Origin of the sequence: Streptomyces sp. NBC_01477 (genome assembly GCF_036227245.1) — a bacterium.
Taxonomy (GTDB): Bacteria; Actinomycetota; Actinomycetes; order Streptomycetales; family Streptomycetaceae; genus Actinacidiphila.
Map to the genome: position 1 here is coordinate 7,083,181 of NZ_CP109445.1, position 26,050 is coordinate 7,109,230.

General features: G+C 73.2%; 24 protein-coding genes. 13 read left to right on the forward strand and 11 right to left on the reverse strand.

The features are described from left to right. Positions 1–23: 23 nt before the first annotated feature. Positions 24–1,106 carry a zinc-binding dehydrogenase gene (locus tag OHA86_RS30130; protein WP_329180293.1) on the forward strand — a complete coding sequence of 361 codons (1,083 nt, stop codon included), beginning with the start codon at positions 24–26 and terminating at the stop codon, positions 1,104–1,106. Positions 1,107–1,246: 140 nt separating this feature from the next. Here OHA86_RS30130 and OHA86_RS30135 read toward each other — a convergent pair whose 3' ends face one another. Together OHA86_RS30135 and OHA86_RS30140 are read right to left on the reverse strand one after the other, a co-directional pair. Continuing rightward, on the reverse strand, positions 1,247–1,795 hold the full coding sequence (locus OHA86_RS30135) for a DUF402 domain-containing protein (RefSeq protein ID WP_329180295.1): 549 nt from the start codon (positions 1,793–1,795) through the stop codon (positions 1,247–1,249). A gap of 12 nt (positions 1,796–1,807) precedes the next feature. Next, positions 1,808–2,587 carry a TetR/AcrR family transcriptional regulator gene (locus tag OHA86_RS30140; protein ID WP_329180297.1) on the reverse strand — a complete coding sequence of 260 codons (780 nt, stop codon included), beginning with the start codon at positions 2,585–2,587 and terminating at the stop codon, positions 1,808–1,810. 132 nt (positions 2,588–2,719) lie between these two features. On the opposite strand from OHA86_RS30140, the gene OHA86_RS30145 reads away from it, so the two are divergent. Both OHA86_RS30145 and OHA86_RS30150 read left to right on the forward strand, forming a co-directional pair. Beyond that, positions 2,720–3,880: an acyl-CoA dehydrogenase family protein gene (locus OHA86_RS30145; RefSeq protein WP_443071918.1), complete on the forward strand. Its 1,161-nt coding sequence runs from the start codon at positions 2,720–2,722 to the stop codon at positions 3,878–3,880. Positions 3,881–3,988: 108 nt separating this feature from the next. Continuing rightward, the gene (locus OHA86_RS30150) at positions 3,989–4,621 is read left to right on the forward strand and encodes a TetR/AcrR family transcriptional regulator (protein WP_329180298.1); all 633 of its coding nucleotides are present in this window, start codon (positions 3,989–3,991) and stop codon (positions 4,619–4,621) included. Between the two features lie 234 nt (positions 4,622–4,855). On the opposite strand, the gene OHA86_RS30155 is transcribed toward OHA86_RS30150, so the two are convergent. Next, positions 4,856–5,320, reverse strand: a complete 465-nt coding sequence (locus OHA86_RS30155; RefSeq protein ID WP_329180301.1) for a MaoC family dehydratase — start codon at positions 5,318–5,320, stop codon at positions 4,856–4,858. 155 nt (positions 5,321–5,475) lie between these two features. Further along, a complete protein-coding gene (locus OHA86_RS30160; protein WP_329180302.1) occupies positions 5,476–6,504 on the reverse strand; it encodes an LLM class flavin-dependent oxidoreductase in 1,029 nt (342 codons plus the stop codon). A gap of 85 nt (positions 6,505–6,589) precedes the next feature. Between OHA86_RS30160 and OHA86_RS30165 the strand changes: the two genes are divergently transcribed. The 3 genes from OHA86_RS30165 to OHA86_RS30175 all read left to right on the forward strand — a co-directional run bounded on the left by OHA86_RS30165 (position 6,590) and on the right by OHA86_RS30175 (position 11,206). After that, positions 6,590–7,396, forward strand: a complete 807-nt coding sequence (locus OHA86_RS30165) for a helix-turn-helix transcriptional regulator (RefSeq protein WP_329180303.1) — start codon at positions 6,590–6,592, stop codon at positions 7,394–7,396. A 41-nt stretch (positions 7,397–7,437) separates the two neighbouring features. Then, on the forward strand, positions 7,438–8,184 hold the full coding sequence (locus OHA86_RS30170; protein WP_329180305.1) for an SAM-dependent methyltransferase: 747 nt from the start codon (positions 7,438–7,440) through the stop codon (positions 8,182–8,184). Positions 8,185–8,455: 271 nt separating this feature from the next. After that, the gene (locus OHA86_RS30175; protein WP_329180307.1) at positions 8,456–11,206 is read left to right on the forward strand and encodes a penicillin acylase family protein; all 2,751 of its coding nucleotides are present in this window, start codon (positions 8,456–8,458) and stop codon (positions 11,204–11,206) included. A 308-nt stretch (positions 11,207–11,514) separates the two neighbouring features. Here OHA86_RS30175 and OHA86_RS30180 read toward each other — a convergent pair whose 3' ends face one another. Further along, entirely contained in the window at positions 11,515–12,759 is a 1,245-nt protein-coding gene (locus OHA86_RS30180) for a serine-threonine protein kinase (RefSeq protein WP_329180310.1), read from the reverse strand. Positions 12,760–12,971: 212 nt separating this feature from the next. On the opposite strand from OHA86_RS30180, the gene OHA86_RS30185 reads away from it, so the two are divergent. The 4 genes from OHA86_RS30185 to OHA86_RS30200 are packed head-to-tail and all read left to right on the forward strand — an operon-like array spanning position 12,972 to position 17,097. Next, positions 12,972–13,757: an SDR family oxidoreductase gene (locus OHA86_RS30185; protein ID WP_329182614.1), complete on the forward strand. Its 786-nt coding sequence runs from the start codon at positions 12,972–12,974 to the stop codon at positions 13,755–13,757. Then, positions 13,754–15,409, forward strand: a complete 1,656-nt coding sequence (locus tag OHA86_RS30190) for an AMP-binding protein (RefSeq protein ID WP_329180311.1) — start codon at positions 13,754–13,756, stop codon at positions 15,407–15,409. Before OHA86_RS30185 ends, OHA86_RS30190 begins: the two co-directional genes overlap by 4 nt. Before the next feature lie 50 nt (positions 15,410–15,459). Then, positions 15,460–16,095, forward strand: a complete 636-nt coding sequence (locus OHA86_RS30195) for a TetR/AcrR family transcriptional regulator (protein ID WP_329180313.1) — start codon at positions 15,460–15,462, stop codon at positions 16,093–16,095. Between the two features lie 18 nt (positions 16,096–16,113). Further along, the gene (locus tag OHA86_RS30200; RefSeq protein ID WP_329180315.1) at positions 16,114–17,097 is read left to right on the forward strand and encodes an NADPH:quinone oxidoreductase family protein; all 984 of its coding nucleotides are present in this window, start codon (positions 16,114–16,116) and stop codon (positions 17,095–17,097) included. Positions 17,098–17,540: 443 nt separating this feature from the next. On the opposite strand, the gene OHA86_RS30205 is transcribed toward OHA86_RS30200, so the two are convergent. Both OHA86_RS30205 and OHA86_RS30210 read right to left on the reverse strand, forming a co-directional pair. After that, positions 17,541–18,755 (reverse strand): acyl-CoA dehydrogenase family protein, encoded by a 1,215-nt coding sequence (locus OHA86_RS30205; RefSeq protein ID WP_329180316.1) that lies wholly within the window; start codon positions 18,753–18,755, stop codon positions 17,541–17,543. Positions 18,756–18,760: 5 nt separating this feature from the next. Then, positions 18,761–19,831, reverse strand: coding sequence for a phosphotransferase family protein (locus OHA86_RS30210; RefSeq protein WP_329180318.1), 1,071 nt, complete (start codon positions 19,829–19,831; stop codon positions 18,761–18,763). A 121-nt stretch (positions 19,832–19,952) separates the two neighbouring features. Here OHA86_RS30210 and OHA86_RS30215 point away from each other — a divergent pair, with 121 nt between their 5' ends. Continuing rightward, complete coding sequence (locus tag OHA86_RS30215; protein WP_329180320.1) at positions 19,953–21,269, forward strand: glucarate dehydratase family protein; 1,317 nt, start codon at positions 19,953–19,955, stop codon at positions 21,267–21,269. A 142-nt stretch (positions 21,270–21,411) separates the two neighbouring features. Here the strand turns inward: OHA86_RS30215 and OHA86_RS30220 are convergent, their stop codons facing one another. Together OHA86_RS30220 and OHA86_RS30225 are read right to left on the reverse strand one after the other, a co-directional pair. Continuing rightward, positions 21,412–22,809 (reverse strand): GntT/GntP/DsdX family permease, encoded by a 1,398-nt coding sequence (locus OHA86_RS30220; protein ID WP_329180322.1) that lies wholly within the window; start codon positions 22,807–22,809, stop codon positions 21,412–21,414. Positions 22,810–22,856: 47 nt separating this feature from the next. Further along, positions 22,857–23,369, reverse strand: coding sequence for a gluconokinase (locus OHA86_RS30225; protein WP_329180324.1), 513 nt, complete (start codon positions 23,367–23,369; stop codon positions 22,857–22,859). A 134-nt stretch (positions 23,370–23,503) separates the two neighbouring features. Here OHA86_RS30225 and OHA86_RS30230 point away from each other — a divergent pair, with 134 nt between their 5' ends. Then, a complete protein-coding gene (locus tag OHA86_RS30230; protein ID WP_329180326.1) occupies positions 23,504–24,232 on the forward strand; it encodes a FadR/GntR family transcriptional regulator in 729 nt (242 codons plus the stop codon). Positions 24,233–24,276: 44 nt separating this feature from the next. Continuing rightward, entirely contained in the window at positions 24,277–25,179 is a 903-nt protein-coding gene (locus OHA86_RS30235; protein WP_329180327.1) for a hypothetical protein, read from the forward strand. Between the two features lie 94 nt (positions 25,180–25,273). Here the strand turns inward: OHA86_RS30235 and OHA86_RS30240 are convergent, their stop codons facing one another. Both OHA86_RS30240 and OHA86_RS30245 read right to left on the reverse strand, forming a co-directional pair. Continuing rightward, entirely contained in the window at positions 25,274–25,600 is a 327-nt protein-coding gene (locus OHA86_RS30240; RefSeq protein ID WP_329180329.1) for a DUF202 domain-containing protein, read from the reverse strand. Then, positions 25,597–26,010 carry a YidH family protein gene (locus OHA86_RS30245; RefSeq protein ID WP_329180331.1) on the reverse strand — a complete coding sequence of 138 codons (414 nt, stop codon included), beginning with the start codon at positions 26,008–26,010 and terminating at the stop codon, positions 25,597–25,599. The genes OHA86_RS30240 and OHA86_RS30245 overlap by 4 nt, the downstream gene beginning before the upstream one ends. Positions 26,011–26,050 lie beyond the last annotated feature (40 nt).

Consider the following 26,050-nt stretch of genomic DNA (forward strand, 5'->3'; position numbering starts at 1 on the left):
TGCCGAACCGATCAGGAGACCCCGTGGTCCGCGCAGCCGTCCTGCCAGCCGTCAACGCACCGCTGGTCGTCACCGAGATCGATCTGCCGGACCCGGGCCCCGGCCAGGTGCGGGTACGGCTCGCCGCCGCCGGCGTCTGCCACTCCGACCTCTCGCTGTCCAACGGCACCCTGCGCCAGCCGGTCCCCGCCGTGCTCGGCCACGAGGGCGCGGGGACGGTCGTCGCGGTCGGCGACGGCGTCGAGCATGTGGCACCCGGCGACAAGGTGGTGCTCAACTGGGCGCCCGCCTGCGGAAACTGCCACTTCTGCGGGCTCGGCGAGGTCTGGCTGTGCGCCCATTCCGCCACCGCTGCCGCAACGCCGTACGCCACCCTCGCCGCCGACGGCAGCGCTCTCTATCCGGGCCTGGGCACCGCCGTCTTCGCCGAGGAGACCGTCGTCGCCGCCCGCGCCGTCCTCCCGCTGCCCGACGGAGTGCCGCTGACCGACGCGGCCCTGCTCGGCTGCGCGGTCCTCACCGGCTACGGAGCCGTGCACCATGCCGCGGCCATACGCGCCGGGGAATCCGTCGCCGTGTACGGCGTCGGCGGCGTAGGGCTCGCGGTGCTGCAGTCGGCGCGGATCGCAGGCGCGGACCGGATCGTCGCCGTCGATGTCGCCCCGGGCAAGGAGGAGTTGGCCATGGCCGCGGGCGCCACCGACTTCGTCGTCGCGGGCGAGGACACGGCCAAGCAGATCCGCGGCCTGACCGGCGGATACGGCGCCGATGTCGCCATCGAGTGCGTGGGCCGCGCCGACACCATCCGCACCGCCTGGTCGTCCACCCGGCGCGGCGGGCGTACGACGGTGGTCGGCATCGGCGGCCAGGACCAGAAAGTCACTTTCACCGCGCTGGAACTCTTCTACTTCGCCCGGACGTTGTCAGGGTGCGTGTACGGCAACTGCGACCCGGCGAAGGATCTCCCCGTCCTCGCCGGGCACGCACGCGAGGGCCGTCTCGACCTGTCCGGCATGGTCACCGAGCACATCGGCCTCGACGGCATCCCGGCCGCGTTCGAGGCGATGACCGCGGGCCGCGGCGGAAGAGCGCTGGTCGTCTTCTGACCGCTCACCCGCCTGCCCGGGCTCGTACGGATCGGGCGCTCAGCCGCTTCCGAGCGCCCATCCGCCGCCAGGCCAACGCGTGCCCGCCCGGATCGCGAGCGCTCAGCCCCGCCACACGCCCCGCGGCGTCCCGCCGGACGCTACGCCGCCGCCCCGGCCACCATCGCCAGCCACGTCCCGTGCGCCCCGCCGAACGGCCCGCGGGCGGACGCCACCGCGTCCATCAGCCAGTCGGCCGACTCCTGGGCCGCGGCGACGACATCGGCCGGGTAGCCGTAACGCACCTGGTGCTCGGCGAATTCGTCCTCGTCCACCAGGATCGGCCCCGGCGCGTCGCGCTTGCGCAGCACATCGAGGTCGAGGTCGATCATGGTGACCTCGTCGGGCGACGGCCAGCGCGGCGGGGTGGTGATGTCGCAATAGACCTCGGTGCTGCGCGGCGCCGCGTTGAAGGTCGCCGTCCACCACGCCTCGTGCGGGAAGAGCAGCACATGGGCCTCGGGGATGGGCACCTCGGGATTGTGGCCCTTGCGCATCACGCTGTTGGCGGGAAGTCCCAGCCATATCCCGTGCTCGTCCTCGCCGAGCCGGTGCATCCGCAGATTCCAGTGCAGAGTTCCGTCGTATTTGCGGTAGTTGACCTGGACGAGCCGCTGCGTGCCCGCCGGTGCTGAATCCGGTGTCGACATGACGCCATCCTGTCAGCCGCCGCCGTCCGTCCGGCCGCTCCCGCCCGCACCCGCACCACGCGGCCCGTCCGAGCGTGCGCGGCCCGATCCGCCCGCTCCCGTGCCGACCGGCCCCGCGCCCGTGTCGTGCGCCCCTTCCGTGCCCGTCCCCCCGCCGCCGGCGGACCCGTCCGCGTACTGGAGCGCCAGCCCGTCGAGCAGTGCCCGCAGGCCGGTCTCGAAGGCGCCCTCGTCGACCCGTTCCCGGTGCCTGGCCAGCAGATGGGCCTGCCCCAGATGGGGGTAGTCGGCGGGGTCGTAGGCGTCCGCGTCGCCCACGAAGCCGCCCGCGAAGGAGCCGAGCGCCGACCCGGTGACGAAATACCGCATCAGGGCGCCGATCCGGGTGGCCTGGGCCGGCGGCCAGCCCGCCTCCACCATGCCGCCGAAAACGGCGTCGGCCATCCGCAGCCCCGCCGGGCGCAGGCCGGGTCCTGTGGCGAGGAAGGGGACGATGTTCGGGTGCGCGGTGAGGGCGGCGCGATAGGAGCGGCCCCAGTCGAGCAGCGCCTGGCGCCAGTCCCGGCCGCCGCGGAACATCGACAGGTCGACCTGGTCGATCACCGTGTCGGCGACCGCGTCGAGTATCGCCTCCTTGGTGGCGAAGTGGTTGTAGAGCGAGGGCCCGCTGACCCCCAGTTCCGCCGCCAGCCGCCGGGTGGACAGCGCCGCCAGACCCTCGGTGTCGATGAGCGCGAGCGCCGCCGTCACGATGCGGTCGCGGCTGAGCAGGGGCTTGCGGGGGCGGGCCATGCGGCACATAGTAGAGGCTGCGACGCAAAAACTAGCGCTGGTAGTTTCGGCAATTGCGGCGGCTCCCGGTGCGACCGGGTGGCGCCGCGGACCGGTGCGACCGAGGCGGAGGGAACGGAGGGGAGCGCGGATATGGCAGTGAGTTTCGGGCTGTCCGCGGAGCAGTCCGACATCAAGGCCCTGGCCAGGGACTTCGCCGACCGCGAGGTCGCCCCGCACGCGGCCGCGTGGGACCGTGCCGAGGCCGTGGACCGCGGGATCGTGAAGAAGCTCGGCGCGGTCGGCTTCCTCGGCCTGACCGTCGACGAGGAATACGGCGGCTCCGGCGGCGACCACCTGGCGTACTGCCTGGTCACCGAGGAGCTGGGACGCGCGGACTCGTCCGTGCGCGGCATCGTGTCCGTCTCGCTCGGCCTGGTCGCCAAGTCGGTCGCGCGCTGGGGCACCGAGCCGCAGAAGCGGGCCTGGCTGCCCCGGCTGACCTCCGGCGAGGCGATCGGCTGCTTCGGCCTCACCGAGCCGGGCACCGGCTCCGACGCGGCGAATCTGACCACCCGCGCGGTGCGCGAGGGGGACACGTACGTCATCACCGGCGGCAAGACCTTCATCACCAACGGGACCTGGGCCGACGTCGTCCTGCTCTTCGCCCGTACCGGCAGCGCGGCGGACGGGCACCGGGGCGTCAGCGCCTTCCTGGTGCCGACCGACACGCCGGGGCTCACCCGCCGCGCCATCCACGGCAAGCTGGGCCTGCGCGGCCAGGCGACGGCCGAGATCGTGCTCGACGGCGTACGCGTGCCCGCGGACACCCTGCTCGGGCCCGAGGGCAAGGGCTTCTCGGTGGCGATGTCGGCGCTGGCCAAGGGCCGGATGTCGGTCGCGGCGGGCTGCGTCGGCATCGCGCAGGCGTGCCTGGAGGCGGCGGTCGGCTACGCCGGGCAGCGCGAGCAGTTCGGGACGCCGATCGCCGGGCACCAACTGGTGCAGGAACTGCTCGCCGACATCGCCGTGGACGTGGCCACGGCCCGGCTGCTGACCTGGCAGGTCGCCGATCTGATCGACCGCGGGCTGCCCTTCGCGACCGAGTCGTCGGTCGCCAAGCTGCACGCGAGCGAGGCGGCGGTGCGCTGCGCGAACAACGCGCTCCAGGTCTTCGGCGGCTACGGCTACATCGATGAGTACCCGGTCGGCAAGCTGCTGCGGGACGCCCGCGTCATGACCCTCTACGAAGGCACGAGCCAGATACACAAACTGCTGATCGGCCGCTCTCTCACCGGCGTGTCGGCCTTCTGAACCCCGTGCGCCCCTGACCGGCCGCCGGCCGCTAAGCGCTTGCTCACCCGCCCAGGTAGGGTGTGACCCTGTCAACCGACCGGGTCAGACGGGTCAGAGGAGCGTGCGATGAGTGCGGAGGCTGCAACCGGCCAGGCGTGGGAGGACATCACTCCCGACGCCGCCAGGCGGCTGGTGATCGCCGCGGTGCAGGCGTTCGCCGAACGCGGCTACCACGCCACCACCACGCGGGACATCGCGGGACGGGCCGGGATGAGCCCGGCGGCGCTGTACATCCACTACAAGACCAAGGAAGAGCTGCTCTACCAGATCAGCAAGGTCGGCCACCAGCGCTCGCTCACCATGCTGCGCGAGGCGCGGGACGGCGGCGGCAGCGCGACCGACCGCCTTGCCGCGGCGGTGCGGGCCTTCGTCCGCTGGCACGCGGAGCACCACACCACCGGGCGGGTGGTGCAGTACGAGCTCGGCGCGCTCGCCCCTGACCATTACGCCGAGATCGTCACCCTGCGACGGCAGAGCGAGGACGCGATCCGCACGATCGTCGCCGACGGGGTGGCCGCGGGCGAATTCGACGTGCCCGAGATGTCCGGCACCACGCTCGCCGTGCTGTCGCTGTGCATCGACGTGGCCCGCTGGTTCAACCCGGCAGGACGGCGTACGCCCGACGAGGTCGGCGCGCTCTACGCCGACCTCGTGCTGCGGATGGTCCGCCCGGAGGGCCGGCCCGCCGCGGAGCAATAGGCGCGGGAGGACTGTCGGAGCCGGGCGCGGGGACAGCGCTCGGGTCGGCCGCTCGGAGGCGGGGACAGAGTCGGGCGGGGCGCTCGGAGGCGGGGACAGAGTCGGGCGGGGCGCTCGGAGGCGGGGACAGAGTCGGGCGGGGCGCTCGGAGGCGGGGACAGAGTCGGGCGGGGCGCTCGGAGGCGGGACGGGGCCGCCGGGCGGGGCGGTCGGAGCACCGGGCAGCGGGCGCGGTCAGAAGAAGAACCGGACCACCGTCTCCGCCACGCACACCGGCTTGTCGCCGCCCTCGCGCTCGACAGTCACCCGGGTGACCATCTGCACCCCGCCCCCGACCTCGGTCAGCTCGGTCACCGTCGCGGTCGCGCGCAGCCGGGAGCCGACCGGGACGGCCGAGGGGAAGCGCACCTTGTTGACGCCGTAGTTGATGCCCATCCGCACGCCCTCGACCCGGAAGAGCGTCGGAGTCAGCGACGGGATCAGCGACAGTGTCAGATAGCCGTGCGCGATCGTCGTCCCGTACGGGCCGTCTGCCGCGCGCTCCGGGTCGACGTGGATCCACTGGTGGTCACCGGTCGCCTCGGCGAAGCTGTCGATCCGCTGCTGGTCGACCTCCAGCCAGTCCGTCCAGCCGAGCTGCTCGCCGACGGCGGCCCGCAGTTCGTCGGGCGAAGCGAAGACGCGGGGCTGCTGGGACATGGTCGGGGCCTCCGGGGTCATAGGTTACCAAGCGCTTGCTCAGCATGATTCCGCTGGTCCCGGCTGTCAACGCCACGCCTGTCCGCCACGCCGGGTACGCCCGCACGTCGCCGCGCCGGGTCCCGCTCCACCCGGACGCTACCGGGCTCGGCCGCTCACGTACGCCCCGCGAGCAGGGCGTTCAGCGCCGGGCGCAGCGCCACCAGCCGGTCCAGCTGGCCGAGCTGGGCCGGGATGTCGGGCGCCGCGATCCGGATCACCAGATGCCGCGCGCCCTGGCCGACATAGCGGCCCAGCTGCTCCACCACCGCCTCGGGTGTGCCCGCCGCGTTCGCCTGGATCTTCTCCATCTCCTCCACCGGCCGCCCGTAATTGGCCCAGGCGTACGCGTCCAGCGCCGCGCGCCCGCCGTCCGCCGCGTCGGTGATCAGGGTGTTCACGAAGAGCGCGGGAGTGAACGGGGCGTCCCCGCGGCCCGCCTCCCCCGCGGCGGCCCGGATCGCGGCGAGCCCCGCACCGTAGTCGGCCGGGTCCGGGGGATACGGCAGCCAGCCGTCGTAGCCGCGCCCGGCGCGGGCCAGCGCGGCTGGGGTCGCGCCGCCGAGCCAGACCGGCGGGCCGCCGGGGCGGAAGGCCCTGGTGGCGGGCACGATGTCGTCGAAGTGCAGCACCTCGCCGTGGAAGGACACCGGACCCTCGCCGGTCCACAGCCGGCGCCACAAGGCGACGGTCTCGTCGAGCCGCTGGAAGCGGTTCGGCCAGGGGGTGCCCGCCATCGCGTAGACCGGCCGCCCGAAGCGGCCGGGGAAGCCCGCGCCGACGCCCAGCACGAGCCGCCCGCGGGAGAGCAGGTCGACCGAGGCGATGGTCTGTGCGGCCTGGACGGGCGTACGCAGCGCGGGCAGCAGCGCGCCGGTGCCCAGCGTGACGCGTTCGGTCACGGCGGCGAGCGCGGCCAGCACGGTGAGCGCTTCGAGCCGCGGGGTGAGCAGGGAATCGGTGACCCACAGCGAGTCGAAGCCGGTGCGCTCGGCGCGCACCCCGAAGGAGACGGCCTCCCCCGGGCCGGTGTGCTCACTCCACTGGGCCTTCGTGGTGGGCACGAAGACACCCATCCGTACGGTGCCGGTCCCGCCCGCGGCGTTGTCCGCGGTATCGGTGCTGTCGGTGAACGTGCTTGTCATACCGCCGATCGTGGGCCGCCGCGGACACGCCCTCAATTCCCGGCAGGGAATGGCCGCGGCCCGGCGCGCGGGCTAGAACTGAGCCGTGGACGCCCCTCGTACCCTCGCCCCGGCCGCCGCGCAGGCCTTCCCGCGGGCGCTGCGCGCCAGCCGCAGCCGCCGTCATCTCAGCCAGCTGGAACTGGCGCTGCGCGCGGGCACCACCCAGCGGCACATCAGTTTCATCGAGAACGGCAGATCGGCCCCGGGGCGCGCGCTGGTCGCCCGGATCGCCGACTCACTGGCGCTGCCGCTGCGGGAGCGCAACGGGCTGCTCCTGGCCGCGGGTTTCGCGCCGGTGCACCCGCAGCGCGACCTCGCCGACCCCGCGCTCGCCCCGGCCCTCGAAGCGCTCGACCACATCCTGACCGGCCATCTGCCCTACCCGGCGATCGTCGTGGACCGCTACGGGGACCTGGTCGGCGCCAACTCCGCCTTCGGGCTGATGACCGAGGGCGCGGACCCGACCCTGGCCGGGCCGCGGGCGAACATCCTGCGGCTGGCGCTGCACCCGGCAGGAATGGCGCCGCGGATCCGCAATTTCCCGCAGTGGGCCCGCCATGTCATCGAGGCGCTGCGCGAGGAGCTGCGGCGCAATCCGGACGACCGGCTCGCCGCGCTGCACGAGGAACTCGCCGGTTACGTGCCCGAGGCGGCAGTGCCGGGCGCCGACACGGTGCTCGGGTTCACCGTGCCCATGGAGCTGGAATCGGCCGGCCGCGGACTGCTGCGGCTGATGACCACCGTCGCGGTCTTCGCCACCGCCGCCGACGTCACCATTGCCGAGCTGAAGCTGGAGGCCTTCCTGCCGGCCGACCGCGCCACGGCGGACGCGCTGCGAAAGGATGCCTGACGGACCGGCGAGAGCGCCGGGCACCGTGACCGAGGAGCCGTATGAGCCTGCGCCACCACGAGATCGCCGAGTCCCGGCACCGCATCCTCAACCCCATCACCGAGGAGAAGCTGATGCTGCTCGGTGAGATCTGCCGGTTGGAGCCCGGGCAGCGGCAGCTCGATCTGGCCTGCGGCAAGGGCGAGATGCTCACCCGGTGGGCGCAGCGGCACGGCACCGGCGGGGTCGGCGTCGACCTCAGCGAGGTCTTCCTGACCGCCGCAAGGGAGCGGGCGGCCGAACTCGGCGTCTCCGAACGGGTGAGTTTCGAGCGCGGCGACGCAGGAGCGTACGTGGCGGACGCCGCCGCCTATGACGTGGTGTCCTGCGTCGGCGCCAGCTGGATCGGCGGCGGCCTGGCCGGGACGATCGAGCTGCTGCGCCCCGCCCTGCGGCCCGGCGGCCTGATGCTCATCGGCGAGCCGTACTGGACCGAGCCGGCCCCCGAGGGCGCGCTGGAGGCGATCGGGGCGGCCCCTGACGACTACACCTCGCTGGTCGGCACCCTCGACCGGTTCGGCGCGGCGGGGATGGAGCTGGTCGAGATGGTGCTGGCCGACGGCGACAGCTGGGACCGCTACGCCGCCGGGCAGTGGTTCGCCATCGCGGACTGGCTGCGCGACGCCCCGGCCGGGCACCCCGACGCGGCCGACATGCGGGACTTCCTCGACCACGGCCGCCGCACCCACCTGGAATGGAACCGCCGCTATCTGGGCTGGGGCGTGTTCGTCCTGCGGGCGGCGCGCTGAGCGCGTCGCACATGGAGTGCGGGCCGGGCCGCAGCCCTGAGCCCTGCGCCGGGTGCTGACCCCGGGGGCCGGCGCCCCGGGTTGCGACGCGCCGGGAGCCGACGGGCCGAGGTTTGATGCGCCGGGCGCTCGCCCGGGGGGCCGACGGGCCGGAAATCGACCGTGTTCGTCCGCCGAGCTGTGAGGAATCCGAAAACCTGACGCATGTTCATCTTCCGGGGCCGGTGTACCGGCGGTAACCTCCGCGCACCGGCTTCCGGAAGGAGCAGACATGCCGCTACGGACCCCACGACGGATCGGCAGGATCGGCACGCTGAAAACGGCCACCGCAGGAGCGCTGCTGGCGCTCGCGGCGACCCTGGTGGCCCCGGTGCCACTGGCAGCGCACGCCGCAGACCCGGGCGACTACTGCGCGGCGCAGTGCGCCGACATCTTGCCGCCGGGCGAGAACGGCAACGCCACCCTTGCCGACATCCTGGCGAACAAGGCGCTCGGCACCCAGCCCGCGCACACCTCGGACCAGCTCGGCCCGTACGCCTCCCTCGCGGACGGGTACCCGACCCTGACCGACGCCACCATCACCAACTTCTTCAACGACTCGTCCTTCGGCGTACCGCCGAGCCAGATCGCCTCCATCATCAGCCCGCGCTCCGATGTGACGATCACCCGGGACAAGAAGACCGGGGTGCCGCACATCAAGGGCACCACCAGGCAGGGCACCGAATACGGCGCGGGATACGCGGCGGCGCAGGACCGGCTCTGGCTCATGGACCTCTTCCGGCACGTCGGACGCGGCGAACTGTCGTCGTTCGCCGGCGGCGCCGCCGCGAACCGCGGCCTTGAGCAGGAATTCTGGAAGCAGGCACCCTATACCGAGGCCGACCTCCAGGCGCAGATCGACCACCTGGCCAGCACCGGCGGCGCCCGCGGCCAGCAGGCGCTCGCCGACGCCCAGGCGTACGTGGACGGCATCAACGCGTACATCACCGCGGCGAAGAACGGGCGCTACTTCCCCGGCGAATACGTGCTGACCGGGCATGTGGACGCCATCACCAACGCCGGCACCATCGACCCGTTCCAGCTCACCGACCTGATCGCGCTGGCCTCCGTGATCGGCGCGCTCTTCGGCACCGGCGGCGGCGGCGAGGTGCAGTCGGCGCTGTCCCTGCTGGCGGCGCAGCAGCAGTACGGCGTGACCGAGGGCACCAAGGTCTGGGAGTCGTTCCGCGAGCGCGACGACCCGGAAGCCACCGCCACCGTCCACGACGGCACCAGCTTCCCCTACGCGGGCAAGCCGGCCGTCGCCCAGGGCGAAGCGCTCCCCGACGCCGGCTCGGTCGTCGCGGAACCCCTCGTCTACGACGCGACCGGCGGCGCCACGCAGGCCACCACCAAGAGCCCCGGTGTGCTGCCCGGCAACCTCTTCTCCACCAAGAAGGGCATGTCCAACGCCCTGGTCGTCAGCGGCGCCCACACCGCGAGCGGCCACCCGGTCGCCGTCTTCGGCCCGCAGACCGGCTACTTCGCGCCACAGCTGCTGATGCTCCAGGAACTCCAGGGCCCCGGCATCAGCGCGCGCGGCGCGTCCTTCGCCGGCGTCGGCATGTACGTCGAGATGGGCCGCGGCCAGGACTACGCCTGGAGCGCGACCTCCGCGGCCCAGGACGTCACCGACACCTACGCCGTCGAACTGTGCCAGGACTCCACGCACTACATTTTCCACGGCAATTGCGTCGCCATGGAGAAGCTGGAGCGCACCAACTCCTGGAAGCCGACCCTGGCCGACTCCACCGCCGCGGGCTCCTACCGCATGCAGGTCTGGCGGACCGCCTACGGCCCGGTCGAATACCGCGCCACCGTCGGCGGCAAAGCCGTCGCCTATACGCAGCTGCGCAGCTCCTACCGGCACGAGGCCGACTCGATCCTGGGCTTCCAGGAACTCAACGACCCAGGCTTCGTCCATGACGCCGCGTCCTTCCAGAAGGCCGCGCAGGACATCAACTACACCTTCAACTGGTTCTACGCCGACTCACGGCAGACCGCGTACTACAACAGCGGCACCAACCCGGTGCGGGCCGACGGTGTCGACGCGTCCTTCCCGATCTGGGCGCAGGCCGCGTACGACTGGCGCGGCTGGGACCCGACGACCAACACCGCGTCCTACACGCCGCCCGCGCAGCACCCGCAGTCCGTCAACCAGGACTACTACGTCTCCTGGAACAACAAGCAGGCCCCCGGCTATACGTCGGCGGGCTTCGGAAACGGGGCCGTGCACCGCGCCGACCTCCTCGACGACCGCGTCAAGGCACTGGTCAAGGCCGGCGGCGTCACCAGGTCGGCCCTTGCCAAGGCGATGGACGACGCCGCACTGACCGACCTGCGGGGCGAGGACGTACTGCCCGAGCTGCTCCAGGTCATCAACAGCGCGCCCGTCACCGACCCGCAGGAGGCCACCGCCGTCCAGCAGCTGACCGCCTGGCGTACGGCCGGCACCAAGCGCCATGAGACGTCGCCGGGCTCCCACACCTACGCGAACGCCGACGCCGTCCGCGTCATGGACGCGTGGTGGCCACTGCTCGTCCAGGGCGAATTCCAGCCGGGTCTGGGCGGCAGCCTCTATACGGCGCTCACCGCCGACCTCACCGTCGACGAGTCGCCGTCCGCCGGTCACGGGCCGACCGGTTCGCACGCCGGAAGCGCCTTCCAGTACGGCTGGTGGAGCTACGTCGACAAGGACCTGCGGCAAGTGCTGGGCGGGCAGGTGGCGGGGCCACTGGCCCGCACGTACTGCGGCGGCGGGCAGCTGGCCGCCTGCCGTGACGTGCTGCTGAACACGCTCAAGCAGGCCGCGGCCGTTCCGGCCACCACGGTCTATCCCGGTGACGACGGGTGCGCCGCGGGCGATCAGTGGTGCGCCGACTCCATCGTCCAGCGGCCGCTGGGCGGGGTCACGGACGCTCGGATCAGCTGGCAGAACCGGCCTACGTTCCAGCAGGTCGTGGAATTCCCCTCACACCGCTGAGGCTTTCCCGTGGGGGTGGGCGCGGTCTTTCCGCGTCCCCCCTGCGGGGCTCGCCATGGTCTCCGGCCGCGGGTCCGTCCCGGCTTCACCACCGCCGTGGCCGGCGCCCCTGGGGTGGTGGCGGTCCGTCTCCACACGACGGTCCGCCGTGGCTTGTCGCGCAGTTCGCCGCGCCCCTGGGTGAGTGCCGCATGCGGTGGCCTTCGCACCTTGCGGCGCTTCGTGGTTGCCCGCGCAGTTCGCCGCGCCCCTGGAAGCCTGCCCTCCTCCGCGAAGGGAGCAAGGGCGCATCCCGCAGAAGGCGGTGCTCAGAGCAGGGCCGCCGCATGGAGGGTGAGGCGGGCCAGGTCGGGGTGGTAGATGTCGCTGTGGGCGCCGGCGGGAGGGCCGCCCGCGCGGATGACGGCGGAGGCGTCGACGCTGACGCACCGGCCCCCCGGCAGGACACCGCGCAGCGCCGCGGCCAGCGGCATCGCGGGAGTGCCGGGGATGCCGTGGAAGCCGTCGTGGCCGAGCGCACCCCAGCGGCCGTCGCCCAGCAGGGACCTGTCGTCGCCCGAGAGGCGGGACACCAGCGGATAGAAGATGCCGAGTGCCTGGTCGTGGGTGGAGTGGCAGGCCACCACAGGGCCGTGGACGCGGGCCTGGAGGCCTTGGAGAGCGCCGCCGGGGGCATAGGCGGAGTGCGAGAAGGCACCCTGCAGGAGGGTGACCGAGGCGACGTTGCGGGCCTCGGGCGGCAGCCCGGCCAGGGCGAAGGAGACCAGCCGGGCACCGAAGCTGTGACCTGCCAGATGCACCCGGGTGCCGGGAGCGCGTACGGCAAGCAGACCCAGCAGCGGCCCGAGCCCCGCTCGGCCGACCCTGCCCGCGCGGCCCTTCATGGCGTAATACGCGGCCTGCCGCAGCAACTCCCGGGCTCCGGACCAGATCGTCCCGCCGAGCCCGCCCAGCAGGTCCGCGCGGCCCTGTGCGGCGGCGAGCGCGTCGGCCAGCGCCGCGCACATGGCGCCGGGGTCCTCGGTGAACAGCGCGGGCGGCGCGTCCGTACCGCCGACGTCCTGCGCGAGCGCGGTGGCCCGCGGCTCGGCGCAGCCGGTCAGCGTGCGGACCAGGGCGGCGAATCCGGCCAGGGCCCCGGGCTCGTCCGGCTGGCGCGCGAGCAGGTGCGCGATCCGGTCGGCGGCGGGGTCGTGCCCGGGCAGCACCCGTTTGAGCGCGGCAATGTCCGCGTCGATCCCGGCCTCCGCAAGGGCGGCGGTGTGCGGGAAGTCCGGGATGGGTTCGTCGGAGAACCGCATCGAGGGCCAGTGCACCCCCGCGTAGCCGAGGCGTATGCGCCTCGCGTCGGCCAGCAGGCCGGGGAAGGGCGCGTAGAAGCGGGCGAAGAGGGCCGACGCCTTGGACACGTCGTCGTTCCAGCCGTGCGCGAAGAGCACCAGGTCGGTGCGGTCCCCGACGTGTGCCAGCAGGGCGTCGCGCTGCCCGGGGTCGGGGTCGCCGTCCGCGTCGAAGGTGAGGTCCCAGTAGGGCTGCACATGTGCCACGGCCATGGCTCCCCTCGCGCCCGCGGCTGCCGAAAGGCCCGCGATTGTCCGCTCTGTGTGCATCATCCCGGCGGCCCAGGGCAGCGTCCATCCCCCCGGCGGGTGAACGCGCACCGGTTGCGGCGGCGGGCGCCCGGGCCCTTCCGGATTGAGTGACCGACTGCTTAGTATGCCAGCACGGGTCAGCCCGGAGTCGAGTCGAAGGAGACACGGTTGTGGTGGCGGAAACACTGCGCGACGCCCGAGTGGTCGTTACCGGAGCCGGCGGCGGCATCGGCGCCGCCCTCGCCCGCGCCTTCGCGGCCGAAGGCGCCCGGGTGGTGGTCAACGACCTCGACGCCGAGGCCGCGCACAAGGTGGCCGACCAGATCGGCGCCGCAGTGGTCGCGGGCGACGCCTCGGGAATCGTGCCCGCCGCCCGTACCGCGCTCGGCGGGCGTATCGACGTCTTCTGCGCCAATGCGGGAGTCGGCACCGGCGGCGGCCCCGAGGCGGACGACGCGGCCTGGGAGCTGGCCTGGGACGTCAATGTGATGAGCCATGTCCGCGCCGCCCGCGCCCTGCTGCCCGAGTGGCTGGAGCGCGGTCAGGGCCGCTTCGTGTCCACCGTCTCCGCCGCCGGGCTGCTGACGATGATCGGCGCGGCCCCGTACTCCGTCACCAAGCACGGCGCCCTCGCCTTCGCCGAGTGGCTGTCGCTGACCTACCGGCACCGCGGCATCGCGGTGCACGCGGTCTGCCCGCAGGGCGTGCGCACCGCGATGCTCGACTCCACGGGGCCCGCGGGCGACCTGGTGCTCGGCCCGACCGCCATCGAGCCGGAGGACGTCGCAAGGGCGGTGCTCGACGGCATCGCCGAGGAGCGCTTCCTGATCCTGCCGCACCCCGAGGTCGCCGGCTATTACGCGACCCGCGCCGCGGAGCCCGAACGCTGGCTCGGCGGCATGAACAGACTCCAGCGCACCTACGAGGACCTCCGGGCGAAGGCGGGCGAGGAGGGATGACCGGATACGCCGACCAGCCGTGGCTCCGGTTCTTCACCGAGGAGCAGCGCGAGGACACCGACTACCCGCCGTCCGTCCTGCACGGATTCCTCGCCTCGGCCGCGAGCCGCCCCGACCACCGGGCACTGGCATATTTCGACGGCGCTCTGACGTACCGCGAACTCGACACCCTTTCCGACGGCCTGGCCCGCCACCTCGCCGCCCGCGGCTTCGCGCCCGGCGACCGGCTCGCCGTCATGCTGCAGAACGTGCCGCAGTTCGTTGTGGCGCTGCTCGCGGCCTGGAAGGCGGGCGGCGCGGTCATCCCGGTCAACCCGATGTACAAGCAGCACGAACTCGCCCACATCCTCACCGACGCCCAGGCGACGGCTTTGGTCTGCTCCGAGCACGCCTGGCAGGGCCACGTACGGGCCACGGCCGCGTCCTCGCCGGTGCGTATCGCGCTCACCGCCAGCGAACTCGACCTCCAGACCCGCGACGACCCCCGCGTACTGACCGCGGGCCGGCTGCCCGCCGACGACGCCGAGGACCTGCTCGCCGCCGCCCGTGCCGCGGCCGGGCCGCGCCCCGACGTACCGCTGCCGGCCGCCGGCGACACCGCCCTGGTCAGCTACACCTCGGGCACCAGCGGACGCCCCAAGGGCGCGCTGAACACCCACGGCAACATCGCCTTCAACGCCCACCGCCAGATACGCATCCAGCAACTGCCCGCCGACGCAGTGGTCTTCGCGCTGGCCCCGCTCTTCCACATCACCGGCATGGTCTGCCAGCTCTCCGCGGGCCTGGCCGCCGGCCACACGGTGGCCCTGGCCTACCGCTTCGAACCCGGTGTGGTCCTCGACGCCTTCCGCGAGCACCGGCCCGCCTTCACCGTCGGCCCCGCCACCGCCTTCATGGCGCTGCTGGCCAGGCCCGACGCCACTGCCGAGGATTTCGCGTCCTTCACGCTGATCTCCTCGGGCGGCGCCCCGCTGCCGCCCGCCGTCGTGGAGGCCTTCCGCGCCCGCTCCGGCGGCCACTACCTCGCCAACGGCTACGGCCTCACCGAATGCACCGCTCCCTGCGCCAGCGTCCCGCCCGGCCACGAGGCGCCGGTCGACCCGGCCTCCGGCACCCTCGCGGTCGGCGTGCCGGGTCCCGGCACCATGGTGCGGATCATCGACGACACCGGCGCGGAGCTGCCCTTCGGCCAGTCCGGCGAGATCGCGGTCAGCGGACCGATGGTCGTCCCCGGTTACTGGAACCTGCCGGACGAGTCGCGCGCCGCCATTCCCGGCGGCGAACTGCTCACCGGCGACATCGGCTTCATGGACGCCGACGGCTGGCTCTACGTGGTCGACCGCAAGAAGGACATGATCAGCGCGTCCGGCTTCAAGGTCTGGCCGCGCGAGGTCGAGGACGTGCTCTACACCCACCCGGCCGTCCGCGAGGCCGCGGTCGTCGGCGTCCCCGACCCTTACCGCGGCGAGAGCGTCAAGGCGTACGTCAGCCTGCGCCCGGGCGCGGCGGCCGACCCCGCCGAACTCGTCGCCTATTGCGAGGAGCGGCTGGCCGCGTACAAATACCCGCGCCAGGTGGAGGTGCTGGCAGAACTGCCCAAGACCGCCACCGGCAAGATCCTCCGCCGCGAGCTCAAAGCGACGGCCGGATAGGGTCCATAGCGGCCGGGACGCCGGTGGGCGGTACAGGAGAGGGGCAGGTCATGGCACGCAGCACGACGAGCGACGACGACGGCGGCACGGGGACGGCCGCGCGCACCGCCTCCGGTGCGGCGGTGCCCGAGCGGCTGCTCGCCGAGGCCACCCGGCTGTTCGCCGAACGCGGCTACGACCGCACCTCCGTCCAGGAGATCGTCGAGGCCGCGGGCGTGACCAAGGGCGCGCTCTACCACTACTTCGGCTCCAAGGACGATCTGCTGCACGAGATCTACGCCCGGGTGCTGCGGCTGCAGACCGAACGCCTGGACGCCATCGCGTCCCGGGACACCCCCGTGCAGGAACGGCTCGCGGAGGCCGCGGCGGACGTCGTGGTCACCAGCATCCAGAACCTGGACGACACCAAGATCTTCTTCCGCTCGATGCACCAGCTCAGCCCGGAGAAGCAGAAGGCCGTACGGGCCGAGCGCCGCCGCTACCACGAGCGGTTCCGGTCGCTGGTCGAGGAGGGCCAGCGGGACGGCCGCTTCCGGCCGGGTCTGCGGGCCGATCTGGTGGTTGACTTCTTCTTCGGCTCCGTGCACCACCTCGGCACCTGGTACCACGCGGACGGCCCGCTGTCCGCGGAGCAGGTCGCCGGCGAATTCTCCGACCTGCTGCTGCACTCGGTGCGGCAGCCCTGACCCCTCGGGAGTCCCAGCGTGAAGGCATGGCGCGTCCACGAGAACGGTGAGCCGCGCGAGGCGATGCGCCTCGACGAGATCCCCACCCCGGAGCCCGGCCCCGGTGAGGTGCTGCTGCGGGTACGGGCGGCGGGCGTCAACTTCGCCGACGCACTGCTGTGCCGCGGCCAGTACCAGGTCCGGCCGCCGCTGCCCTTCACGCCGGGCGTGGAGCTGTGCGGCGAGGTCGCCGCGCTCGGCCCCGGGGTGACCGGCCTCGGCACCGGTGCCCGCGTCATCAGCACCGCCGCGCTGCCCGGCGGGGCCTTCGCCGAATACGCCGTCGTGCCGGCCGCGGGCGTGCTGCCCGCGCCCGACGCCCTCGACGACGCGGAAGCGGCGGTGCTGCACATCGGCTACCAGACCGGGTGGTTCGGGTTGCACCGCAGGGCCGCGCTGCAACCCGGCGAGACGCTGCTCGTGCACGCCGCCGCCGGCGGGGTCGGCAGCGCGGCCGTCCAGCTCGGCAAGGCCGCGGGCGCCACAGTTGTCGGCGTCGTCGGCGGCGCCGACAAGGCGAAGGTCGCCCGCGACCTGGGGGCCGACGTCGTGGTCGACCGGCGCACGGAGGACTTCGTGGCCGTCGTCAAGGAGGTCACCGGCGGGCGCGGCGCCGACGTCGTCTACGACTCGGTCGGCGGTGACGCGTACGCCAAGTCCACGAAGTGCATCGCCTTCGAGGGGCGGATCGTCGTGGTCGGCTTCGCCGGCGGGAAGGTGCCGGCCCCCGGGCTCAACCACGCGCTGGTCAAGAACTACGGGATTCTCGGGCTGCACTGGGGCCTGTACGCCGCGCGCGAGCCGGACGCCGTGCGGCGGGCCCACGACGAGCTCAGCCGGCTCGCCGACACCGGGGCGGTGCGGCCACTGGTGGCCGACCGCCATCCTCTTGCCGACGCGGCTTCCGCGGTCGAGCGGGTCGCAGCCGGCCTCACGACGGGCCGCCCCGCGATCCTCCCCTGACCCCCGGCCACGCCGCCGGGCGCGAGCCTTCCCCCGGCGGCGGGCACCCAGGTGGCTGCCATCGGCGGTGACCTGTCGCCTCGACCACCGCCGTGGCCCGCGCCCCCGGGGTGGCGGCCAGTTTCCCCACGACGGTTGCGCCGTGGCTGGTCGCGCAGTTCCCCGCGCCCCGGGACAGCGTGCCCTCTTCCGCAGAGGGAGGAGGACGCGCCCCGCCAGGGGCGCGAGGAACCGCGCGCTCGGCCACGACGCTGGGAAAGCGGCACCGCCACCATAAGTGGCAACCCCTCAGGGGCGCGAGGAACCGCGCGCTCAGCCCCCCACCGGGGGAGGGTCCCGGAACAAGGCGCGCCCGGCGGGGCGGAGGGCGTGCCCAGTACGGCGGGCGGTGCGCCCGGCAGAGCGGAGCTCACCCCGGAGGGCGGACGGCGCCCCCGGCTGCGCTAGACGTACCGTGCAAGCTCGCGGCGGGCGAGTGAGCGGCGGTGCACCTCGTCCGGCCCGTCGGCGAGCCGCAGGCTCCTCGCTCCGGCCCACAGCCGCGCCAGCGGAAAGTCCTGGGAGACACCGCCGGCCCCGTGCGCCTGGATCGCGCGGTCGATGATCCGCAGCACCCCGGAAGGCGTCGCGATCTTGATCGCCTGGATCTCCGTGTGCGCCCCCTGATTGCCCACCGTGTCCATCAGCCACGCCGTCTTGAGCACCAGCAGCCGCAGCTGCTCGATCTCGACCCGCGACTCGGCGATCCACTCCTGCACCACGCCCTGCGCGGCCAGCGGCTTGCCGAAGGCGACGCGGGCGGTGGCGCGGCGGCACATGAGTTCCAGGGCGCGCTCGGCCATGCCGATGAGCCGCATGCAGTGGTGGATGCGGCCGGGGCCGAGCCGGGCCTGGGCGATGGCGAAGCCGCCGCCCTCCTCGCCGATGAGGTTCTCGGCGGGCACCCGGACGTCGCGGAAGACGACTTCCGCGTGCCCGCCGTGGTCCGCGTCGTCGTAGCCGAACAGCCGCATGCCGCGGCGTACTTCCACGCCGGGGGTGTCCCGCGGCACCAGGATCTGGCTCTGCTGGCGGTGCCGGTCGGCGGCCGGGTCGGTCTTGCCCATGACGATGAAGACCGCGCAGTCGGGGTTCATCGCCCCTGAGATGTACCACTTGCGGCCGTTGACGACGTAGGAGTCGCCGTCGCGCGTGATCCGGGTCTCGATGTTGGTCGCGTCCGACGAGGCGACGTCGGGCTCGGTCATGGCGAAGGCCGAGCGGATCTCGCCGGCCAGCAGCGGCTCCAGCCACTCCTTGCGCTGGGCGGCGGTGCCGAACTCGGCCAGCACCTCCATGTTCCCGGTGTCGGGGGCGGCGCAGTTGAGGGCGGTGGGGGCCAGGAAGGGGCTGCGCCCGGTGAGTTCGGCCAGCGGGGCGTACTGGAGGTTGGTGAGGCCGGCACCGTGTGCGCCGGGCAGGAACAGATTCCACAGGCCCTGCCGCCTGGCCTCGGCCTTGAGGTCGGCGACGACCGGCGGTACGGACCAGTGGGCGTCGGGCCCCGCCTGCTCGTGCTGCTCGGCGAAGACGGCCTCGGCCGGGTGGATGTGCTCGTCGAGGAAGGCGGCCAGTCGGGACCGCAGCTCCTCCGTACGGGTGTCGAAGGCGAAGTCCATCCTGCTCAGTCCTCCTGGTGCGATGCTGCCCCGCCCCGGGCACTGCCCCGGGCGTGGTCCTGGAGTTTGCGAAGTCCGCGGTCGATGAAGAGCGGGACGACCGTGCCGATCCGGTCGAATCCGGCGCCGAGCGTCTGGCCGAGGGTCCAGCGGTAGTGGATGCCTTCGAGGATCACGGCGAGTTTGAAGTACGCGAACGCGGTGTACCAGTCCACGTCGGACAGATCGCGGCCGGAATTGCGCGCGTACCGTTCGATGATCTCGTCCGCGCCGGGGTGGCCGGCGGCGCCGCCCGCGGTGGGGACGGGGAAGTCGGGGATGTCGTGCTGCTCGCCGTACATCGCCAGCAGCCCGATATCGGTCAGCGGGTCGCCGAGGGTGGACATCTCCCAGTCCAGGACGGCGGTGAGCCGGTCGGCGTCGTCGAAGAGCACATTGTCGAGCCGGTAGTCGCCGTGCACGACGGCGGGCGCGGGGGAGTGCGGCAGCGCCCGGCCGAGCGCCGCGTGCAGCTCGTCGATGCCGGCCAGGTCGCGGCTGCGTGAGGCGTCCAGCTGCTTGCCCCAGCGCCGCAGCTGCCGGTCGAGGAAGCCCTCGGGCCGCCCGAAGCCGGCGAGCCCGACCTCGGCGGGGTCCACCGCGTGCAGGTCCACCAGGGTGTCGACCAGGGTCAGTGCGACCGCCCTGGTCCGCGCGGGACCGAGCGCGGTGAGCTGGTCCTCGACGCGGTAGGGCGTGCCTTCGACGAAGTCCATCACGTAGAAAGGGGCGCCGATGACCTCGGGGTCCTCGCAGAGCAGCACCGTGCCCGGCACCGGGACCGGGGTCGGGGCGAGCGCGCTGATCACCCGGTGCTCGCGGCCCATGTCGTGCGCGGTGGCCAGCACATGGCCGAGCGGCGGGCGGCGCACCACCCAGGTGGAGCCGCCGTCGGTGACCCGGTAGGTGAGGTTGGAGCGCCCGCCCTGGATCAGCACGGCCTGCAGCTCGCCGGCCGCGAGACCGGGACGCCGCTGGTCCAGGTGGCGGCGCAGCCGGTCGAGGTCCAGGCCCCGGGGGCTGTCGGATTCACTCATGCGGGCATCATACCGACCAGTCGGTATGTCGTCCAGTTTCCCGGCTCCGCCTGTCGTCGGCGTTGACGGCCGAGGGGTGCCGGACCTACGCTCCAGTCTTATGGGTGAACGTGATTCATATATGCAGACAGCGGGCCCGGCGGGTCCATCCGACGCGTTCACAGTCGCCGAGGTGCGGCTGACCCCCATCCTCATCGCCGACCCGCCGCTGCTCAACACCCAGGGCGTCCACCAGCCCTACACCCCCCGGCTCATTGTCGAGATCATCACGGCCGACGGTACGTCCGGGGTGGGTGAGACGTACGGGGACACCCGCTATCTGGACCTCGCGGCCCCGCTCGCCGAGGCGCTGCCCGGGCACCGGATCACCGATCTGAACGGACTGTTCACGCTGGCCGAGCGGGTGTGCGGCGACCCCGCCGAGGTGTCGGAATCCGTCGCCGCGGGCGGGCTGCGCGGTGTGCAGACCGCGGACAAGCTGCGGCTGTCGGTGATCTCCGGCTTCGAGGTCGCCTGCCTCGACGCGCTCGGCAAGAAGCTGGGCCTGCCGGTGCACGCGCTGCTGGGCGGCAAGGTCCGCGACGCCGTCGACTACAGCGCCTACCTCTTCTACCGCCTCGCCGAGCACCCCCAGGGCCAGGGCGAGCCCGACGACTGGGGCGCGGCGCTCGACCCGGCCGGCGTGGTCGCCCAGGCCCGCCGCTTCGCCGACGACCACGGCTTCGGCTCCTTCAAGCTCAAGGGCGGCGTCTTCCCGCCCGAGCAGGAGATCGCCGCCGTCCGCGCCCTGGCCGAGGCCTTCCCCGGCAAGCCGCTGCGGCTCGACCCGAACGGCGCCTGGTCGGTGCAGACCTCGCTGCACGTGGCCCGCGAACTGGGCGAGGTCCTGGAGTACCTGGAGGACCCGGCGAGCGGCACCGACCGGATGGCCCAGGTCTCGGACGGCACCGCGGTCCCGCTGGCCACCAACATGTGCGTCACGACCTTCCAGGAGATCAAGGAGGCCTTCGCCCGCGACGCCGTCCAGGTGGTGCTGTCCGACCACCACTACTGGGGCGGCCTGCGCCATACGCAGCAGCTCGCCGCGGTCTGCCGGACCTTCGGCGTCGGCCTGTCGATGCACTCCAACACCCACCTGGGCATCAGCCTGGCCGCGATGACGCATGTCGCGGCCACCGTGCCCAACCTGGACTTCGCCTGCGACTCGCACTACCCGTGGCAGACCGAGGACGTCATCACCGAGCGCCATGTCTTCACCGGCGGCGCCCTGACCGTCTCCGACCTGCCCGGCCTCGGGGTAGAGCTGGACCGGGACGCCCTGAAGGCGCTGCACCAGCGCTGGCTGGACGACGACGGCACCATGCGGGACCGCGACGACGCCGCCGCGATGCGCAAGGCCGACCCCGACTGGCAAACGCCGGCCGTGCCGCGCTGGTGACGCCGTACGGGTGAGGACGGCCTGGTGACGCTCGTACGCGCGTGCGGCGGCCCGGTAGCGCCGTCCGCGTACTGGCGACGCCGTACGCATGAGGGGCGGCGGGCCGCAACAGGCCCGCCGCCCCCACCCGCACGCCTCAGCGTCACAGCACCAGCGACAGCAGCATGACGAAGCCCAGCGCCACCACCGAGATCACCGTCTCCATCACCGACCACGTCTTGAGGGTCTGCGGGACGTCCATCCCGAAATACTCCTTCACCAGCCAGAAGCCGGCGTCGTTGACGTGCGAGAAGAACAGCGAACCGGCGCCGACCGACAGCACCAGCAGAGCGGTGTGGGTGGACGACATACCGTCGGCGAGCGGCGCGACCAGGCCCGCCGCCGAGATGATCGCCACCGTCGCGGAACCCGTCGCGACCCTGATCAGCACCGCGATCAGCCAGGCGAGCAGCAGTGCGGAGATGTGCCAGTCCTTGGACCAGTCGAGGATCATCTGCCCGACCCCGCAGTCGATCAGCGTCTGCTTGAAGCCGCCGCCCGCGCCGACGATCAGCAGGATGCCGGCGATCGGCCCGAGCGAGGAGTCCACGGTCGAGGAGATGCGGTCCTTGCTGAAGCCCGCGGCCCTGCCGAGGGTGAACATCGCCACGATCACCGCCGCCAGCAGGGCGATCAGCGGGGTGCCGATGACGTCGAAGATCCGGTAGGCCAGGCTGCCCTGGTCGTCGATGATCACATCGGCGAGCGCCTTGGCCAGCATCAGCACCACCGGCAGCAGCATCGTGCAGGCGGTGGCCGCGAAGCTCGGCCGCCGCTCCAGGTCGTCGGAGGCGCGGGCCGGCGTCATCCGCTCCGGCGGCGACACGTCCACCCAGCCGGCCGCGACCCGCCCGAAGAGCGGCCCCGCGATGGCCAGCGTGGGCAGCGCCACCAGCACGCCGAGTGCGAGGGTGATGCCCATGTCGGCGTGGATCGCGCCGATCGCCGCCAGCGGCCCGGGGTGCGGCGGCACCAGTCCGTGCATCACCGACAGGCCGGCCAGCGCGGGGATGCCCAGCCGGATCAGCGACTGCCCGCTGCGCCGGGCGACCAGCAGCACCACCGGGATCAGGATGACGATGCCGATCTCGAAGAACAGCGGCAGCCCCACCAGGCCCGCGATCAGCGCCATGGCCCACGGCAGCCGCTTCTCGCTGGTCCTGGCCAGGATCGTGTCGACGATCTGGTCGGCGCCGCCGGAGTCGGCGAGCAGCTTGCCGAGTATCGCGCCCAGCGCGATCAGCGTGCCGACACTGGCCACCGTCGAGCCCAGCCCGGTGGAGTAGCTGGTGACGGTCTTGGCCAGCGGGGCGCCCGCGACCGAGCCGAGCACGCCGGAGCCGATGGTCAGGGCGAGGAAGGCGTGCACCTTCCAGCGGGTGATGAGCAGGACGATGACGGCGATGCCGGCGAGCGCGGCCAGGGCGAGCCGGGTGTTGCCGGCGTCGGCTATCGGCGGGGGCGTGGCGGCGGCCAGCAGCTCGACGCTGAGTGCGGACACGGGTACTCCAAAGGGGGCAAGGGCGGACAGCGGGGTACGGGGCGGGGTCAGCGGGGGAGTGCGGCGAGCGCGCGCTCGGTGATCTGCTGCGTGCCGCCGTCGATCGGGACGACGGCGCCGGCTTCGTCGGGCGCCAGCGGTTCGAGCGCGTCGAGCTGCGATTCGAGCAGCCCCGACGGCATGAAGTGCTGCATCCTGGCGGCCAGTCGGGCGGCGATCAGCTCGGCGGGGCCGTCGAGGTGGACGAAGAAGACCGCGGGCGCGTCGGCCCGCAGCCGGTCGCGGTATCGGCGGCGCAGCGCGGAGCAGCTGACCACCCCGCCCCGGTCGCCGCGCCCGGCGATCCAGCCGGCGATGGCGTCCAGCCAGGGCGCGCGGTCGGCGTCGTCCAGCGGATGGCCGGCCGACATCTTGGCGATGTTGGCCGCCGGGTGGAAGTCGTCGGCCTCGGCGTAGGGCACCCCGAGCCGTTCGGCCAGCAGCCCGCCGACCGTCGACTTGCCGGAGCCCGACACTCCCATGACCACGATCACCGGTCGCGGTGCGGGTCCAGCCGTCATGTCGCGTGCCTCCCAGCCATCCGTACGTGCCACGTGCCGCGGGACGTGGCGCCCACTGAACACCTTAGGTACTACTTATTCAAGAGTCTGTGATGCAAATGTCATACGACTGTGCTGACGCTTAGGCTGTCGTCATGCCACAGCAGGGATCCACGCGGGACGGGCAGAACGAGGGCGGCGGCCTGCACTCCCGGGTCCTGGCCGAACTCGGCCCGGCCATCGCCTCCGGCGCGCACCCGCCGGGCACGGTGCTGCGCATCGACGAACTGGAGAACCGCTACGGCGTCTCCCGCACGGTGGTCCGCGAGGCGGTCCGGGTGCTGGAGGCGATGCACCTGGTGGAGACCCGGCGCCGGGTCGGCATCACCGTGCGCCGCACCGAGGAGTGGAACGTCTTCGACCCGGCCGTCATCCGCTGGCGGCTCGCCGGCGCCGACCGCTCCCGGCAGCTGCGGTCGCTGACCATGCTGCGGACCGCGGTGGAACCGGTCGCCGCGGGGCTCGCCGCGGGCGCCGCGACACCCGGGCAGTGCCGCGAACTGACCGTTCTGGCCGCGGAGATGGCCGCCGCCGGCCGGGCCGCCGACCTCGGTGCGTATCTCGTCCACGACGTCGCCTTTCACCGGGTGATGCTGGAGGCGTCGGGCAACGAGATGTTCGCCCGGCTCGGTGACGTGGTCGCCGAGGTGCTGACCGGGCGTACCGAGCACCATGTGATGTTCACTGCCCCCGATCCGGCCGCGGTCACCTTGCACGTCAGGGTCGCCGAGGCGGTACGCGCCAGGGACGCGCGCGCCGCCGAGGACCTGATGCGGGAGATCTGCGTGGGCGCGCTGCGCGAGCTGGACATCCTGGCGCCCTGAAATCCCTTGTACCGGCGGCGGTTCCGCGTGCTGCACTGGTGCGCGTGACAGGACGACCGCCCGCACCGCCCCAGCCCTTCCGCTGGTCGCTCTCCCGCTACGGGGGCGCCGCCGAGGCGCGGCTCGGCGCGCTCACCGACGGCACGGGACCCGCCGGCCTGTGGCACCTGCCGGAACTGACCGAGTGCACCGGCAAGGTCCTCGCCCGGTCCCGCGCCGCCGACCTCTGCTTCGTCGGCCGCTCCCTGGACAGCATGTACGACCTGCTCACCGGCGCCCTCGAAGACGCCGCCTGGCCGGGCCGGCCGGTCCGGCTGCCGCTGTCCACCGCCCGTAGCGGTCCCTGCCCCGGCCGCTACGGGGAGCCGCAGCGCAGCCGCTTCCGCGAGCACCTGGCCGCCGCGGGCCTCGCACCGTACGCGCTGGCCCGCCGCAAGAGGCCGCTGGCCCTCGTGGACGTGGTCAGCGGCGGGACGACCTTCGACACCGTGCACACGGAATTGGCCGCCTGGATCGCCGAGAGCCGCGAGCCGTGGGCGGTGATCCGCCGCAAGCTGCGCTACGTCGGTGTGACGGAGCGCGGCACCACCAGCCCGCACCACTGGCGCTGGCAGCAGTCGCGGGAGTCCGCCGACTGGGTGCGTACGCTGCCCGCCGGGCACGTGGTCAATGTGTCGCTGCCGCGCCGGGTGTGGTCCTGGTACGGCGACCAGCAGCCCAAGCTGCACGGCTCCTTCCCCGCCCGCCGCTGGTTCGACGAGGACGCTGCCGAGCCGTGGCACCACGCCCAGCTGCCGGAAGCGCTGGCCGAGTCCCGGGCGCTGGTCGCCGCCGGCCGGACCCGTACCGTACGCGACGGGCTGGTCCGCACCCTCGGCGCGGAGCCCGGCTTCGCCGACCGCGAGGTGCGCGCGCTGGCGGGCGCCCTGCGCGGGCGGTCACGCTGAGGACGGGCGGCGCCGGCTCACCGCGTCACCGCGGCCCGGCGGCGGCCTGTCGGCTCACCGCATCACCGCGGCCGGGCGGCGGCGGCCTGTCGGCTCACCGCATCACCGCGGCCCCGAAGACCGCGAGCGCGACCGTGCACGCCGCCACCGCGAAGGCGGACCCGGCCCGCATCAGCGCCGGCTGCGGTGCGCCCAGTTGCGTTATCCGGCGGTGCGCCAGCCGCAGGAAGACCAGGAAGACCAGCGCGGCCAGACCCAGGGCGAGCGCCGCCGACGCGTCCCCTCCGGCCAGCACCTGCCGCCCGGCGAGCACCGCGGTCACCGCGCACGACAGCGTCGTACGCCGCCAGGCCAGCCGGGTGCGCTCCGGTTGCAGCCCCGGGTCCCGGTCGGTCTCGACCGGCAGCCGCCGGGCCGTCACCCGGCCCAGCCGAAGAGGACCACCGCGACCATCGCCAGCGCGATCACCGCCACCAGCATCGCGAGCAGCGCGGGAAAACGTGACACCGGCAGATTCACACCTCGCCGCATCGCCCGCTCGCACCGCACCCAGTGGTTGACCGCCCGCAATGTGCAGGCCACGCCCCCGGCCAGCAGCGCCAGCGCCAGCGCCACCCGCGACCAGTGCGTCAGACGGTCGGTGAGGAACTGGTCCACGGCGAAACCGCCGCCGATCAGGGCGAGCGCGGTACGGATCCAGGCCAGGAAGGTCCGCTCGTTGGCGAGCGAGAACCGGTAGTCCGGAGTCTCGCCCTCGTCCTGGACCCGGGTCGGCGCGAACCACAGCCTGACCGCGTCCCGGCCGGCGCCCAGCTGGTCGAATACGCTCACCTGTCCACACTATGCGGTGCCGTCCACGCCCACCCGCGGC